We start from the raw sequence: 13,253 nt of genomic DNA on the forward strand, positions 1-13,253 counted from the left end.
GGTGATCTAGGGGCGACTCCGCTCGCGGCGTCCTCGACCTGGGAGGCGGGCGGTTCGTCCGGCACGTTCACCTGGTCGTATCCGCTGCGCACCCCCCCGGCCGCGCCCGAGCAGACGGGCGTGCACGCCACCGCGTTCGTGCCGATGGCCGGTCCGGTCAGCCGCAGCTGCCCGAGATCCACCGGTGGGAGCGGACCTTGTACGTACCGGCGAGGTTTCCGCCGTGCTGCTGGCGGGTGCAGCCGACCCGGTCGCTGTAGTTGGCGCCCCGGTAGTAGGCGACACCGCTGGAGCTGCTGGTGCCGGCGTTCCACACGGACTTCACGTTGGTCGTGGCGGCCCAGGAACACCGGACGGCACCGCTCTGCCAGTCGGGGTCGGCCACGTCCCAGGCGCACTTGCTGCCGGTGAAGTTGGCTCCGGTCCAGAAGCAGATGTGCCCGGACGCGCAGTCCACCGCGGCGGGCGCGGCCGGAGCCGCCGACGCGGAGCTCGGCACGGCCAGGGTGGCGACGGCCGCGGCGCTGACGGCGAGCACGGCGAGCAGCGGGTTCGCACGGGAGTTCCGGCGGACGGAAAGGCGCATGAGCCTGGTCTCCTCGGAGGTCTGGGGACGGTGGTGCGGACAGCCCGACGCTGGCAAGGCTCGACCGGGCCGGGCAAGGACGTGGGGGCCCGATGGGACGCCGGGACGCCGGCGGGCCGAGCACCTGGCGCGTTCCGGAACCGTTGGGACGGCCATGGGACGCCTTTGGTGGCACAGTGTCGGCACGAGACGCCCGACCAGCGTCCGTGGGGATTCCCGAGGGGGGAACGGCCTTGTCCGCATGCCCGGAAACGGAGCGGTTCGCCGCGCTGTTGCGTTCGTTGAAGAGCCGGTCCGGCCTGAGTTACGAGGCCCTCGCCAGGAAGTCCGGCCTGGCCGGCTCCACCTTGCACCGTTACTGCCGGGGCGCGTCGGTGCCCCAGGACTACGGGAGCGTGCACCGGCTGGCCACGGTCTGCGGCGCGACCCCGGACGAGCTGCGCACCTTGCACCGCCTGTGGGCACTGGCGGACGCGGCGCGTGCCGCCGCGGAACGGGGAGCGGTGCCGGAAGCGGCAGGGAGTACGGAACCGGAAGCGCCCCAGGAAGCCGAACCGAAGGCCGAACCGCCGGCAGAGGGCAAGGCCGAACCGAAGGCAGAGGCAAAGCCCGAGCCGAGGGCAGAGGCGAAGGCTGAGGAGCCCATCAAGGCCCCGCCCCCGGACCAAGTCCCGGCCTCGACGGCCCAAGGCGCGGCCCCGGCCTCGACGGCCCAAGGCGCGGCCCCGGCCCCGGACGGCGACCGGGCACCGGAGCAGCCCGCCCTCGACGCGGCATCCCGGCCCGCGCGGCAGCCGCGCCGGCACCGGCTGCGCGTCACCGTCGTCGTCGCCGCGGTCCTCGCCGCCGTCACCGTGTCGGCCTGGGTGCTGTCGAGCGTCCGGTCACCCTCAGGCGACGGCGACGGCGACGGCGACGGCGCCGGTGCCGGAGGCGGCCGGAGCACCGGCGAGGCGGTCCGGCCGTTGTTCTCGGCCGGCTGCCCGCCCGTGATCGCGATGGGCGAGCACGACGAGTGCGTGCGGGAGGTGCAGCGCCTGCTGCACGCCAAGGGCGCGGACATCGGTGTGGACGGGGACTTCGGCCCCCAGACCCTGCGCCGCGTCACGGCCTTCCAGGTGCTCGCCGGACTACAGCCCAACGGGGTCGTGGCGGAGCCGACGAAGAAGGCGCTGTACACCTCGCCCGTCCGGATGCGGGTGTGGTCGCCGCGGAAGGTGCGGCAGCGGGTCCGGGAGGTGTTCCCCGAGGTGCCGGACAAGGCGGTGGCCATCGCCGACTGCCAGTCCTTCCTCGACCCGCTGCACATCCTCCCCAACACCAACGGCACCCGGAACTGGGGCCTGTTCCAGATCTCCGACGCCCGGCTGCGCGAACTGGGCGGCACACCGCGCGAGGCCCTGGACCCGGAGTGGAACATCCGGGCGGCCCGGAAGCTGTGGAGCAGGGACCGCGACTTCGGCGACTGGCCGCACTGCGAACGCGCGGCCGACGCACCCCGCTCCCCGGCTCCGGAACGGACGTGATCAGTACACGCTTCCGGGTCGAACAGCGGGGCGGGCGTCGATCATCAAGACGTCCGGTCAAGACCGTCGGTCCAGAGCCGCTGCTACGAAGTCCGCACCTTGTAGGCCGTCACCCGCACCGCCTCGTCGTCCAGGCACTGCCCGGACGTCAGGTCGAAGCGCTGCTTCAGCAGGGGCGAGGCGACGAACGGGCGGCCCTGGTGCGTGCCCGTCAGGCCGCGGGAGAGGACCGCCGCACCGGTGAAGGGGTCGCGGTTGTCGATGGCGAACAGCTCGCCGGAGCGGTCGCGGAAGATCGCGGCCTGCCTTCCGTCCGGCAGCAGTGCGGCCACCCCGCGGCCCGGGAGCAGCGTGCTCAGGTCGCAGACCGCGAACCAGTCGTCGTTCAGGGCGAGTTCGACCTTGAGGTCGGTGGTCTCCGGTGCCAGGGTCATCGCTGGGCGCTTCCTTCCAGTACGTCGGCGGGTCGCATGCCGATGGACAGCAGCGGCAGGTCGGGCTTCATCTGGTCGCGCTCGGGCACGAAGGCGACGACCGGGTCCGGGGTGTCCGGGGCGTTCACGAAGGACACGAACCGGGCGAGCTTCTCGGGGTCGTTGATGGTCTCGGCCCACTCGTCGCGGTAGTGCGCGACGTGCGCCCGCATCAGCTGCTCCAGCTCGTCGCAGATGCCGAGCGAGTCGTGGACGACGACGTCCCGTACGTGGTCGAGGCCGCCCGGGATCCGCTCCAGCCAGGTCGAGGTCCGCTCCAGGCGGTCGGCCGTACGGATGTAGAACATCAGGAACCGGTCGATCAGGCGGACCAGTTCGGCGTCCGACAGGTCCTGCGCGAGCAGGTCCGCGTGGCGCGGGGTCGCGCCGCCGTTGCCCCCGACGTAGAGGTTCCAGCCGTTGGCCGTGGCGATCACGCCGAAGTCCTTCGACTGGGCCTCGGCGCACTCGCGCTGGCAGCCGGAGACCGCCGACTTCAGCTTGTGCGGGGAGCGCAGTCCCCGGTAGCGCAGCTCCAGGTCGATCGCCATGCGGACGGAGTCCTGGACGCCGTAGCGGCACCAGGTCTGCCCGACGCAGGACTTCACCGTGCGCAGCGACTTGCCGTAAGCGTGGCCGGACTCGAAGCCGGCGTCGACCAGCCGGGCCCAGATCACGGGCAGTTGCTCGACGCGCGCACCGAACATGTCGATCCGCTGACCGCCGGTGATCTTCGTGTAGAGGCCGAAGTCGCGGGCGATCTCGCCGATCACGATCAGCTTCTCCGGGGCGATCTCGCCGCCGGGGATCCGCGGGACGACCGAGTACGAGCCGTTCTTCTGGAGGTTGGCCAGGAAGTGGTCGTTGGTGTCCTGGAGCGCGGCCTGCTCGCCGTCCAGGACGTAGCCGCTCGCGCCGATCGTCGGGGCGAGGGAGGCGATGATCGAGCCGACGGCCGGCTTGCAGACCTCGCAGCCGTCACCGCCCCGGGCCCCCTCGCGGCCGTGCCGGTCCAGCAGGTCCTGGAAGGTGGTGATGCGCAGTGCGAGGACGATCTCGTACAGCTCCTCGCGGGTCTGCCCGAAGCAGCCGCACAGGCCCTTGTCGACCTCGACGCCGGACGCCTCCAGCTCGGCGGTGACCAGCTGGCCGAGGACCTTGACGCAACTCCCGCAGGTCGTACCGGCCTTGGTGCACTTCTTCACCTCGGGCACGGTGGTGCACTTGTGCTCGGTGACCGCGTCGCGGATCGTGCCCTTGCGGACGTTGTTGCAGGAGCAGATGATCGCGTCGTCCGGCAGCGCGGCCGGGCCGAGCTGGGCGGGCGCCCCGGCACCGGCGGGCAGCACCAGCGACTCGGGCGAGACCGGCGGGACCGAGCCGGTGAACGCCTTGAGCGTGCCGTAGGCCTCCGCGTCGCCGACCAGGATGCCGCCGAGCAGCGTGCCGTCACGGCCGATGACCAGCTTCTTGTACAGGCCCGCGCGGGAGTCGGAGTAGACGACGTCCAGGCAGTCCTCGGCGGTGCCGTGCGCGTCGCCGAAGGACGCCACGTCCACGCCGAGCAGCTTCAGCTTGGTGGACAGGTCCGCGCCGGTGAACGACGCCTCGTCCGCGGCGATCGTGGCCGCCGCCGTCTCGGCCTGCTCGTAACCCGGCGCCACCAGGCCGTACACCCGCCCGTCGGAGGCCAGCGCGCACTCGCCGATCGCGAAGACGTGCGGGTCGGCGACCGTACGGCACTGCTCGTCGACCGTGATGCCGCCGCGCTCGCCGACGGTCAGGCCGCAGTCGCGGGCCAGCTGGTCGCGGGGGCGCACACCGGCGGAGAACACCACCATGTCGGCGGCGAGTTCGGAGCCGTCGGAGAGCTTCATGCCGGTGACGGCGCCCTCGGCGTCGACCAGGATCTCCTGCGTGCCCACGCCCGTGTGGACGGTCAGGCCCATCTCCTCGATGGTGCGCAGCAGCGCCGCGCCGCCGCCGTCGTCCACCTGGACGGGCATCAGCCGGGGCGCGAACTCCACGATGTGGGAGGTGAGTCCGAGCCCCTTGAGCGCTCCGGCCGCCTCCAGTCCCAGCAGACCGCCGCCGACCACGGCACCCACCGTGGCCTTCGACTTCGCGTACTCCTCGATCGCGAGCAGGTCCTCGATGGTGCGGTAGACGAAACAGCCCTCGGCGTCCTTGCCCGGGACCGGCGGGACGAAGGGGTAGGAGCCGGTGGCGAGGACGAGGACGTCGTAGTCGAAGACCTCGCCGGACCTGGCGGTGACCTTGCGGGCCTCGCGGTCGACGGCGGTCGCCGGGTCACCGACGTACAGCTCGATCCCGTGCGTCTCGATGAACTCCATGTCCGTCATGGACAGGTCCTCGGGGGTCTTCCCCGAGAAGTACGACGTGAGCGCCACGCGGTCGTAGGCCGGGCGCGGCTCCTCGCAGAGCACGACCACACGGTGCGTGGCGGTCAGGCCGCGCGCGGCGAGCGCTTCGAGGAAGCGCTGGCCGACCATGCCGTGGCCGACGAGCACGATCGTGGGGGTGGCCTCCGTGGCCTCCGGGGTGGCGGTCATCAGGAGCCTCCATCGTTGGTGAGCAGGTGGAGCAGCGGGCCGCCGTCGGAGGGGAGCGGCTCTGCTCCCTCCCAGGCGCGGGCGAGCGCGCCGACGGTGCCGAGTTCACCGACGAGGACCCCGCCGACCAGGCGGTCGTCGCGGACGACGACCTTGCGGTAGGTGCCGCGGGTGGCGTCGGTGAGCTGGACGACGTCGTCGCCCGGGAGCGCCTCGGTCTCGCCGAACGCGGCGAGGTCGAAGGGGCTGTCGTGCCCGTTCAGCGTGAGCCGGGTCAGGGAACGGGTGCCGGTGTAGCGGGCGTTCGCGTCACCGGCGAGCAGTTCCGCGAGCGCGTCGGCCTGTTCGAGCGCCGGAGTGGCGAGTCCGTACAGGACGCCGTCGTGCTGGGCGCAGTCGCCGATCGCGTGGATGTACGGGTCGGAGGTGCGCAGTTCGTCGTCCACGACGACGCCCTTGCGGACCTCCAGGCCGGCCGTCTGGGCGAGGCCCACCCGCGGATGGACACCGCAGGCGATGACCACCAGATCGGCGTCGAGCGCGTATCCGTCGGCCATCTCCACGGAGCGGACGGCGCCGCCGACGCAGCGCACGTCCCGGACGCGGCACTCGGTGTGCACCTCCACGCCCAGGTCGGTCAGGTGCCGCCTGACGAGCTTCGAGGCAGCCGGGTCGAGCTGGCGCTCCATCAGCCGCTCGGACTGCTGGGCGAGCACGACCTGGGCACCGCGCCGGGCGAGCGCCCGGGCGGCGGAGACCCCGAGGAGCCCGCCGCCGATGACGACCGCCTTCACACCCGGGCGGACCGCCTTGGACAGGCCCAGGCAGTCGTCCATGGTGCGGAAGGCGTGGATGCCCTCGGGCAGTTCGTGGTTCTCGGTGAACAGGCCGCGCAGGGGCGGCAGGACCGGGTTGGAGCCGGTGGCGAGGACGAGCCGGTCGTATGCGATCACCGACCCGTCCGCACAGGCGACGGTCCGCCGCTCGCGGTCGATCCCGGTGACCCGGCCGCGCGTGACCCGCGCGGGCGCCGGCAGGGCGATCACCTCGGGGCTGTACCGTCCGGCCAGCACCTCGGCGAGGAGCACCCGGTTGTACGGCCGGTGCTCCTCCTCGCCGATCAGCAGCGCGGGCGTGCCGAGCTCACCGAGCCGCCGGGCGAGCCGTACGCCCGCCAGGCCGGTGCCGATCACCACCACACGCTCATTCGAGGTCATGCACTTGAGCGTGCGGTGCCGGTGTTACCCGGCAGCATCACCTCTGTTTCCCGCGGGGAACGCTGCCCTCAGCGGCCCGGGGTGGTGGGTGTGAGGGTTCCTGACGTGCGGCGACGGCGGCTGTGAGGGTTTCTGACGTGCGGCGACGGCGGATGTGAGGGGCGTCGCACCGCCGTCGGCCCGGTGGCGCACCGGCCTCGCATAGGGTCGCGATCATGCCCGACATATCGCTGACCATGATCGTCCTGCTCTGCGTCGCGGCCCTCGCCGCAGGCTGGATCGACGCCGTGGTCGGCGGGGGCGGCCTCCTGCTGCTGCCGGTGCTGCTGCTGGGACTGCCGGCGAACACACCCGCCGCGCACGCGCTGGGCACCAACAAGGCCGTCGCCATCGTCGGCACCACGGGCGCGGCCGATGGGGGCACCTCCCACGCCCTTTAGGCAGTGGGGGAGTACGCCCGCAAGGCTCCCGTGGACGTCCGCACGGCCGTCCGCATCGGGCTGGCCGCCCTCGCCGGTTCCTCCGCCGGGGCCTTCTTCGCGGCCGGGATGAGCACCGAGGTTCTCAAGCCGGTCATCATGGTGGTGCTGCTCGGGGTCGCCGCCTTCGTGATCCTGCGCCCGGCCTTCGGTACTGCCCCCGCGGCCGGCCCGGCTTCCCGCCGGCGGATCCTCGCCGCGATCGGCCTCGCCGGCCTCGGCATCGGCTTCTACGACGGCCTCATCGGCCCCGGCACCGGCACGTTCCTGGTCTCGCGCTCACCGCCGTGCTCCACCTCGACCTCGTCACCGCCTCCGCCACCGCCAAGATCGTCAACTGCTGCTCCCCCAAGCTCTCGGCTTCGCTCGACCAGGGGGGACCCCCATCGCGGGCGCCCTCGCGACCTTCGCCTGGCAGGGCGCGGTGCTGTGGCAACTGGCCGCCCTGATGGCCGTCTTCAACCTGGCGGGCGGCACCCTCGGCGCCCACACCGCCCTGAAGAAGGGCAGCGGCTTCGTCCGGATCGTGCTGCTGACGGTGGTGTTCGCGCTGGTGGGGAATCTGGCGTACGAGCAGTGGATCGCCTAGCCGCCCCCCGGATCGCCTAGCCGCCGACCGGATCGGCTAGGCGCCGCGCCGCAGGTCCAGCAGCTGGATCATCCCCGTCCCGTCCTCGTCCCCGTGCCCCTGCGCCACCCGCCTCTCCATCAGCTCCAGGTACGGCGCCAGCAGCTCGGGGCTGACGTGCTGCTCCTCGGCCGTGCGCAGGAACGTGGGGACGCCCGCCGCCTGCATCGCCAGGTTGGAGACGACGTCGCGGGTGTAGTCGCCGCTCTCCAGCCGGTCGGCCGTCTGGTGCACGGCCGGGGCCATCGCGGTCAGCCAGTCCGCGAGCAGCGGCGCGAACTCCTTCGGGGCGATGTCCTCCGGGCGCACCAGGGCGAACGCGTGGAGCATCCCCGCGAACATGCCGTTCATGGCGCTCAGCAGGGCCACGTCGTAGAGGGCGGCGAACCCGGGGTCGGCTCCGACGTAGCGGGCGCCGGCCGGGACGGCGAAGGTGTCGCGGTGCTCCTCGAACAGCTCCGCCGAGCCGCTGTAGAGGACGTAGCCGCCGGAGCCGGCGACCCCGATCATCGGCGGTACGGCCATGATCCCGCCGTCCAGGAACCGGGCACCGCGCGCCTCGGCCCAGGCGGCACGCGTACGGCCCTCGCCCGGGGTGCCGGTCGTCAGATTCACCAGGTCCCGCCCGGCGAGACCGGCCCCGTCGAGGGCGTCGCCCACGGAGGCGTCGTCGAGCAGGCAGACGATCACGAGCCGGTTCGCGGCCACGGCCTCGGCGGCGCTCCGGGCGACGACGGCACCCTCGGCGGCGAGGGCCTCAGCACGGGCGGGGGTGCGGTTCCAGACGGTCACCTCGTGCCCGGCGGCGAGCCAGGCCCGGGCGAGGGCGGTGCCCATGGCGCCGGTGCCGAGGAGGGTGAGAGAAGAAGGGGTCCGGGGAGCAACTGCGTTGTCGGTCATGGCGTTTAGGCTCGTCGCAGGGGAAGCGCCGCTCAAGTACGTACTTCGAAGTGGGTGGTTACCCCGGGGGAAGAGTCCAGGCAGCGAAGGGGGAGGAGACCGGGCATGGCGACGACGGGACGGCGGCCGGGCGCGTACGTCTGCGGGATCGACGCGGCGATGGACCTGATCGGCGGCAAGTGGAAGGTGCTGATCCTCTGGGCGCTGAACGAGCGGCCCTGCCGCTTCGGCGAGCTGCGCCGGGAGCTGCCGGGCGTCACCGAGAAGGTGCTCGCCTCGCACCTGCGGGAGATGGAGGCCGACGGCCTGGTGCACCGCGAGGCGTACGACGAGGTGCCACCGCGCGTGGAGTACTCGCTGACGCCCCGAGGCGTGACCCTGAACGCGGCGCTGGAACCGCTGGGGGCCTGGGGGAGGGCCAACGTCCTGGGCGGGTCACCGGCTCCCGGTCAGATGCGCGAAGACGACGACGTTGCCCTGGTACCCGGTGCCGCGTGAGTAGGTGCCGCCACAGGTGATGACCCGCAACTCGGGGCGCCGGGCGGGGCCGTAGACCCTCTCGTCGGGGAAGTCCTTCGCGGCGTGGACCTCGACGGCGTCCACGGTGAACACCGCGACGCCGCCGTCCCGCCGGTCCACCTCGATCGTGCTGCCCCTGGCCAGGGCGCCGAGGTCGTAGAACACGGCGGGTCCGTCGGCGTTGTCGACGTGGCCGGCGACGATCGCCGTGCCCCGCTCCCCGGGGGTCGTGCCGGCCTCGTACCAGCCGGCGAGGTTCTTCTCCGCGGCGGGCGGCACGTCGAGACTGCCGGTCTTCGTCAGGCCGAGCCCGGTCAGCGGCGCGTTCACCCCGATCGCGGGGATGCGGATCCGGTCGGGCGGTGAGGGCGGCAGCGCGGGCGCGGCGCGCCGCTCACCGGCCCGGCCGTCCAGCCCGGCCCGGGCCTGCGCGGCGGACGGCTGCGGCGGGGCTTGCGTCCCGGCGCCGTCACGCAGCAGCCACACCCCGGAGCACAGGGCGAACACGGTCAGGGCGGCCATGGCGGTGTTCGCGGGATCGCGGACGCCGCTGCCGAACCTGGGGAACCCGCGCATACCCACCCCCTTTCTGATCCGGCCCCGTGCCCCCTCCGGGCCGCGAGGGGCGTCGGACCCGGAGGGGAGGGGACATGCGGTACCGGCGACGGACAGCGGAGGGTGTCCGTCAGATCCCGTCGCCTCTCGCCCGGCGATGCAGGAGCCAGGTACCGCCCGCGGCGGCGACGGCGAGGGCCGCCACACCTGCCGCGGTCTGCACGGGATCGGGGCCCAGAGCGCCGCCGACCCCCGTCTTCACGCTCCCCCGGGGATGGACCTGTTCGCGCACCGGTGTCAGCGTGACCACCAGGTCCCCGGTGATCCGCCGGCCGCTGCCGGTACAGGTCGCGGTGATCTCGTACGTTCCCGGCTGCGCGCTCGGCGGCACCCGGAAGCGCCCGGTCGCGCCCGGCCCGTGCGCGTCCGGCGCCAGGCCGAGGGAACCCGCCCCGACCGCGTCGGCGTCACCCGTCGCCGAGCCGCCGTCGCCGCAGGCCGCCGTGCGTACCGTGACCTGGCCGCCGGGCACGACCGAGGCCGGGGACAGCTCCAGGCCACCGGCGGACGCGCCGTACGCGGGGGCGGCGGCGAGGGCCGCGGCGGCGACGGCGAGCGCGGTACCGGTCAGCGGCGGGGCGGTACGTCGCATCGGAGCTCCTTCGAGCGGTTCGGTCGGCGCCTGCCCTTCCGAGGTAACGGCCGGCGGGACGACCGCGCTTGCTGATAGGGCGTCAGAATTGGGGTGAACGGGTGTCAGGCGGGGCTGAACCGGCTGCCTTCGGCGGCCGTTTCGGCAGGTCACGGGCGTTGGGTGGGCGCGGTACGGAAAAGCGCGGGGTGCGCGTGTGAACGGGTGACCCGGTGGTACGCGGCCGGTGCTTGACCTCAAGTTTGGTTGAGGTACGAGGCTGTCCGCATGAAGACAACCGCCACCGATCCAGCCGCCCTGCCGCGGACCGCCGCCGACCCGCTCCGGCTGACCCTGGTCGTGGGCAGCAACCGGCACGGCCGCTTCGGTCCCGTCGTCGCCGACTGGCTCCTCGGCCGCATCCGGGACCGGGACGACCTGGTCGCCGAGGTCGTGGACGTCGCCGAGGCCGCGCTGCCGATGTCCCTCGAACCGACCCCGGAGGCGACCGCCGCGCTGTCCGGCATCACCCCGAAGCTGGCCCGCGCGGACGCGTTCGTGGTCCTCACCCCCGAGTACAACCACTCCTTCCCGGCGGGCCTGAAGAACCTCGTCGACTGGCACTTCACCGAGTGGCAGGCCAAGCCCGTCGGACTCGTCTCCTACGGCGGCCTGGCCGGTGGCCTGCGCGCCGCGGAGCACCTGCGCCAGGTCTTCGCGGAGCTCCACGCCGTGACCGTCCGCGACACCGTCTCCTTCCACCACGCCGGCGCCTCCTTCGACGACCGGGGCACCCTGCGCGATCCGTCCGGCCCGGACGCGGCGGCGAAGGCCATGCTGGACCAACTGGTGTGGTGGGGCAACGCGTTGCGGGAAGCCAGAGGGAAGCGGCCGTACGGGGGCTGAGCCGGCCTCAGCCGCGCACGGCCCTCGCGCCGGGCCCGTTCACGCGGGCCCGGCCCGATCCCTCACCCCCGCCAGTCGCCGCCCTCGATCGCCCGCCCCCGCGCCCGCAGCCGCGTGGCGACGGCGGGCGCGGCCAGGTACACCCAGGCCCGGACGGCCACCCCGTCCGCCGCCCGGACGACGTTCCGCTCGACGCGTTCGTACAGGCTGCGCGGATCCCCCGGCACGTACTCCTCCAGCCGGTCCAGCTCGGCGAGCAGCTCCTCGTACGCCTCCGGCAGGGCGGTCACCAGCTCCCCGCTGACCACGCCACCGCCCGGCTCCTCGACCGCGTAGGGGTAGCCCGGTCCGGCATACAGCACCGCGTCCGCGAGCCTCCCCGGCTCCTCGGCGCGGGTGCGGCCGCGCAGGAAGAGGCCGTGGTTGACCTCTCCCGGACGGAGGGTGCCGTAGACGAAGAAGGGGAGGGTCACAAGAACGATTCTGCACCCTCACACACCTGCACAACGGCGCTATGGACATGCCATGTCCGGGCCGCCTTAACTCGCGGTCAACATCAACGCCGCCCCCGGTCGACCCCACGCGACCGGGTGCGCCCGTATGAGGAGACCGATGAGTCGGATACGTCATGTCCGCGGTTCCCGTCTCGCCCTCGCCGGTGTGGCCCTCACCGGCACCACCGCCCTGCTGGCCGCCGTCCTCTCCCCGGCCGCCGGCGCGGCGGACCGGCCGACCAGGTCCGGCGCGATCGAGGACGCGGAGGCGGTGCTCGCGGACCGGGCCGGAGCCCTGGGCCTCACCCCGGCCCAGAAGACGGAGGTCCGGGACGTAGTCGTCGACGAGGACGGCACCCGGCACGTCCGCTACGACCGCACCTACCACCGGCTCCCGGTCCTGGGCGGAGACTTCGTGCTCCACCAGAACCCGGACGGCACCTACCGCGGTACGAGCCGGGCGACGAAGTCCGCGCTCTCCCTGGCGAGCGTCACCCCGAAGGTGACCGCCCCCAAGGCCGCCGACCTCGCGGCGAACCTGCTGCGCGCCGCGCACCTCGGCGAGACCCTGAAGAAGCTCACCGCCAAGCCCCGGCTGGTCGTCGACGCCCTGCACGGCGCCCCGAAGCTGGCCTGGCAGACCGACGCCGTGGCGCACGACGAACGCGGCAACCCGGTCGGGCGCACCCTGCTGACCGACGCGACGACCGGCTCCCGGATCGACGCCTGGGACTCCCTGGAGTCGGCCTCCGGCGACGGCAAGTCCCTCTACGGCGGCACGGTCCCGCTGGAGACGACGGCGTCCGGCTCGTCGTACCAGCTGAAGGACGCGACACGCGGCGGCACCTACACCGGCGACGCCGAGAACAAGACGGACCAGTGCCTGCTGACCATCTGTCTGACCCGAGCGCCCGCGACGCTCTTCACGGACGCCGACAACCAGTGGGGGACGGGTACGGCAGCCGACCGGTCCACGGTGGCCGTGGACGCCCAGTACGGCACCGACGTCACCTGGGACTACTACAAGAAGGTCCACGGCCGCGCCGGCATCGCGGGCGACGGCAAGGGCTCCTTCAACCGCGTCCACTACGGCAAGGACTACAACAACGCCTTCTGGGACGACAACTGCTTCTGCATGACCTACGGCGACGGCGACGGCAAGCTGATGGGGCCGCTGGTGTCGCTGGACGTCGCCGGGCACGAGATGTCCCACGGCGTGACGTCCAAGACGGCGGCGCTGACGTACTCGGGCGAGTCCGGCGGCCTGAACGAGGCCACCTCGGACATCTTCGGCACGCTGGTGGAGTTCCACGCGGCCAACCCCGAGGACCGGGGCGACTGGCTCATCGGCGAGAAGGTCGTGCGCTCCGGCCTCGGCCGCGAGGCCCTGCGCTTCATGGACAAGCCGTCCAAGGACGGCAAGTCGGCCGACTGCTGGAACGCGAAGCTCGGCGACCTCGACGTGCACTACTCCTCGGGCGTCGGCAACCACTTCGCCTACCTGCTCGCTGAGGGCAGCGGCGGCAAGACCCTCAACGGTGTCGCCTACAACTCACCCACCTGCGACGGCTCCACGGTGAACGGCATCGGCCGGGCCGCCCTGGGCAAGATCTGGTACCGCGCGCTGACGGTCTACATGACGTCCTCGACGGACTACGCGGACGCCCGCACGGCGACCCTGAGCGCGGCCGAGGACCTCTACGGCGCCGACAGCACCGAGCAGAAGGCGGTGGCGGCAGCCTGGAAGGCCGTCGCGGTGAGCTGAC

At 72.9% G+C, this 13,253-nt stretch carries 13 protein-coding genes and 1 pseudogene; 5 read left to right on the top strand and 9 right to left on the bottom strand.

The window, feature by feature from the left end:
- Together AB0E85_RS13985 and AB0E85_RS13990 are read right to left on the bottom strand one after the other, a co-directional pair.
- Nucleotides 1-182: hypothetical protein (locus AB0E85_RS13985; RefSeq protein WP_361925921.1), on the bottom strand; the 182-nt coding region annotated here is incomplete at its 3' end.
- Nucleotides 158-586 (bottom strand): peptidase inhibitor family I36 protein, encoded by a 429-nt coding sequence (locus AB0E85_RS13990; RefSeq protein WP_051814286.1) that lies wholly within the window; start codon nucleotides 584-586, stop codon nucleotides 158-160. The genes AB0E85_RS13985 and AB0E85_RS13990, both read right to left, overlap by 25 nt.
- Before the next feature lie 233 nt (nucleotides 587-819).
- Between AB0E85_RS13990 and AB0E85_RS13995 the strand changes: the two genes are divergently transcribed.
- A complete protein-coding gene (locus AB0E85_RS13995; RefSeq protein ID WP_361925924.1) occupies nucleotides 820-2,112 on the top strand; it encodes a helix-turn-helix domain-containing protein in 1,293 nt (430 codons plus the stop codon).
- Between the two features lie 83 nt (nucleotides 2,113-2,195).
- Here AB0E85_RS13995 and nirD read toward each other — a convergent pair whose 3' ends face one another.
- The 3 genes from nirD to AB0E85_RS14010 are packed head-to-tail and all read right to left on the bottom strand — an operon-like array spanning nucleotide 2,196 to nucleotide 6,375.
- The gene (gene nirD, locus AB0E85_RS14000) at nucleotides 2,196-2,546 is read right to left on the bottom strand and encodes a nitrite reductase small subunit NirD (protein WP_361925925.1); all 351 of its coding nucleotides are present in this window, start codon (nucleotides 2,544-2,546) and stop codon (nucleotides 2,196-2,198) included.
- The gene (gene nirB, locus AB0E85_RS14005) at nucleotides 2,543-5,158 is read right to left on the bottom strand and encodes a nitrite reductase large subunit NirB (protein WP_361925927.1); all 2,616 of its coding nucleotides are present in this window, start codon (nucleotides 5,156-5,158) and stop codon (nucleotides 2,543-2,545) included. Before nirB ends, nirD begins: the two co-directional genes overlap by 4 nt.
- Nucleotides 5,158-6,375: an FAD-dependent oxidoreductase gene (locus AB0E85_RS14010; RefSeq protein WP_361925929.1), complete on the bottom strand. Its 1,218-nt coding sequence runs from the start codon at nucleotides 6,373-6,375 to the stop codon at nucleotides 5,158-5,160. Before AB0E85_RS14010 ends, nirB begins: the two co-directional genes overlap by 1 nt.
- Nucleotides 6,376-6,590: 215 nt before the next feature.
- Between AB0E85_RS14010 and AB0E85_RS14015 the strand changes: the two are divergent.
- A pseudogene (locus AB0E85_RS14015) lies at nucleotides 6,591-7,443 on the top strand (TSUP family transporter).
- A 36-nt stretch (nucleotides 7,444-7,479) separates the two neighbouring features.
- Here the strand turns inward: AB0E85_RS14015 and AB0E85_RS14020 are convergent.
- Nucleotides 7,480-8,382, bottom strand: a complete 903-nt coding sequence (locus tag AB0E85_RS14020; protein ID WP_361925931.1) for an NAD(P)-binding domain-containing protein — start codon at nucleotides 8,380-8,382, stop codon at nucleotides 7,480-7,482.
- A 105-nt stretch (nucleotides 8,383-8,487) separates the two neighbouring features.
- On the opposite strand from AB0E85_RS14020, the gene AB0E85_RS14025 reads away from it, so the two are divergent.
- Nucleotides 8,488-8,880, top strand: coding sequence for a helix-turn-helix domain-containing protein (locus AB0E85_RS14025; protein ID WP_361925933.1), 393 nt, complete (start codon nucleotides 8,488-8,490; stop codon nucleotides 8,878-8,880).
- Here AB0E85_RS14025 and AB0E85_RS14030 read toward each other — a convergent pair.
- Together AB0E85_RS14030 and AB0E85_RS14035 are read right to left on the bottom strand one after the other, a co-directional pair.
- The gene (locus tag AB0E85_RS14030) at nucleotides 8,818-9,477 is read right to left on the bottom strand and encodes a class F sortase (RefSeq protein ID WP_361925935.1); all 660 of its coding nucleotides are present in this window, start codon (nucleotides 9,475-9,477) and stop codon (nucleotides 8,818-8,820) included. The genes AB0E85_RS14025 and AB0E85_RS14030 overlap by 63 nt on opposite strands.
- 109 nt (nucleotides 9,478-9,586) lie before the next feature.
- Nucleotides 9,587-10,108, bottom strand: a complete 522-nt coding sequence (locus AB0E85_RS14035) for a hypothetical protein (protein ID WP_361925938.1) — start codon at nucleotides 10,106-10,108, stop codon at nucleotides 9,587-9,589.
- A 267-nt stretch (nucleotides 10,109-10,375) separates the two neighbouring features.
- Here AB0E85_RS14035 and AB0E85_RS14040 point away from each other — a divergent pair, with 267 nt between their 5' ends.
- On the top strand, nucleotides 10,376-10,993 hold the full coding sequence (locus AB0E85_RS14040) for an NAD(P)H-dependent oxidoreductase (RefSeq protein WP_361925940.1): 618 nt from the start codon (nucleotides 10,376-10,378) through the stop codon (nucleotides 10,991-10,993).
- 62 nt (nucleotides 10,994-11,055) lie between these two features.
- Here AB0E85_RS14040 and AB0E85_RS14045 read toward each other — a convergent pair whose 3' ends face one another.
- Nucleotides 11,056-11,466 (bottom strand): gamma-glutamylcyclotransferase family protein, encoded by a 411-nt coding sequence (locus AB0E85_RS14045; RefSeq protein ID WP_361925942.1) that lies wholly within the window; start codon nucleotides 11,464-11,466, stop codon nucleotides 11,056-11,058.
- A gap of 139 nt (nucleotides 11,467-11,605) precedes the next feature.
- Here AB0E85_RS14045 and AB0E85_RS14050 point away from each other — a divergent pair, with 139 nt between their 5' ends.
- Entirely contained in the window at nucleotides 11,606-13,252 is a 1,647-nt protein-coding gene (locus AB0E85_RS14050; protein ID WP_361925944.1) for a M4 family metallopeptidase, read from the top strand.
- Nucleotide 13,253 lies beyond the last annotated feature (1 nt).

Source organism: Streptomyces sp. NPDC029044 (assembly GCF_040637495.1).
Taxonomy (GTDB): Bacteria; Actinomycetota; Actinomycetes; order Streptomycetales; family Streptomycetaceae; genus Streptomyces.

What these genes read in the sequence shown, in the direction of transcription:
- nirD (WP_361925925.1), bottom strand. Translation starts at nt 2,546, where the DNA reads ATGACCCTGGCACCGGAGACCACCGACCTCAAGGTCGAACTCGCCCTG.
- AB0E85_RS14030 (WP_361925935.1), bottom strand. Translation starts at nt 9,477, where the DNA reads ATGCGCGGGTTCCCCAGGTTCGGCAGCGGCGTCCGCGATCCCGCGAAC.
- nirB (WP_361925927.1), bottom strand. Translation starts at nt 5,158, where the DNA reads ATGACCGCCACCCCGGAGGCCACGGAGGCCACCCCCACGATCGTGCTC.
- AB0E85_RS14020 (WP_361925931.1), bottom strand. Translation starts at nt 8,382, where the DNA reads ATGACCGACAACGCAGTTGCTCCCCGGACCCCTTCTTCTCTCACCCTC.
- AB0E85_RS14050 (WP_361925944.1), top strand. Translation starts at nt 11,606, where the DNA reads ATGAGTCGGATACGTCATGTCCGCGGTTCCCGTCTCGCCCTCGCCGGT.
- AB0E85_RS14040 (WP_361925940.1), top strand. Translation starts at nt 10,376, where the DNA reads ATGAAGACAACCGCCACCGATCCAGCCGCCCTGCCGCGGACCGCCGCC.
- AB0E85_RS14025 (WP_361925933.1), top strand. Translation starts at nt 8,488, where the DNA reads ATGGCGACGACGGGACGGCGGCCGGGCGCGTACGTCTGCGGGATCGAC.
- AB0E85_RS14035 (WP_361925938.1), bottom strand. Translation starts at nt 10,108, where the DNA reads ATGCGACGTACCGCCCCGCCGCTGACCGGTACCGCGCTCGCCGTCGCC.
- AB0E85_RS14010 (WP_361925929.1), bottom strand. Translation starts at nt 6,375, where the DNA reads ATGACCTCGAATGAGCGTGTGGTGGTGATCGGCACCGGCCTGGCGGGC.
- AB0E85_RS13990 (WP_051814286.1), bottom strand. Translation starts at nt 586, where the DNA reads ATGCGCCTTTCCGTCCGCCGGAACTCCCGTGCGAACCCGCTGCTCGCC.